At 50.9% G+C, this 271-nt stretch carries 1 protein-coding gene; it reads left to right on the top strand.

All coding sequences use genetic code 11. From position 1 onward, the window contains the following. Positions 1-40 precede the first annotated feature (40 nt). Positions 41-271: IS3 family transposase (locus HMPREF0308_RS12790; protein WP_155115469.1), on the top strand; the 231-nt coding region annotated here is incomplete at its 3' end.

Raw genomic sequence — 271 nt, 5'->3', positions numbered from 1 at the left:
CTATAAATGGGTCCAAACCCGTGAAAAACGCAGGTTAAAGATGTATTCCGATGCCGCTATTGGTGCAAGAATCAAGAGCATCTTTGATGATGAGCACGGGCTTTACGGGGCTAAACGCATCGCTGCAAGCCTCAATGACGATAAGGACTTTCCTCCGATCAATCACAAGAAGGTCGCACGCATCATGAAATCCATGGGACTTAAAGGCTTTACCAAGCGCCGCCGATGTGTCACTACCAGGCGCAAGCCTGGCCACCGTGTCATGCCGGAC

It is taken from the genome of Corynebacterium striatum ATCC 6940 (assembly GCF_000159135.1).
GTDB classification, from domain to species: domain Bacteria; phylum Actinomycetota; class Actinomycetes; order Mycobacteriales; family Mycobacteriaceae; genus Corynebacterium; species Corynebacterium striatum.
The sequence above is the reverse complement of the archived record's forward strand: the minus strand, read 5'-3'. Positions and strand labels throughout refer to the sequence as shown.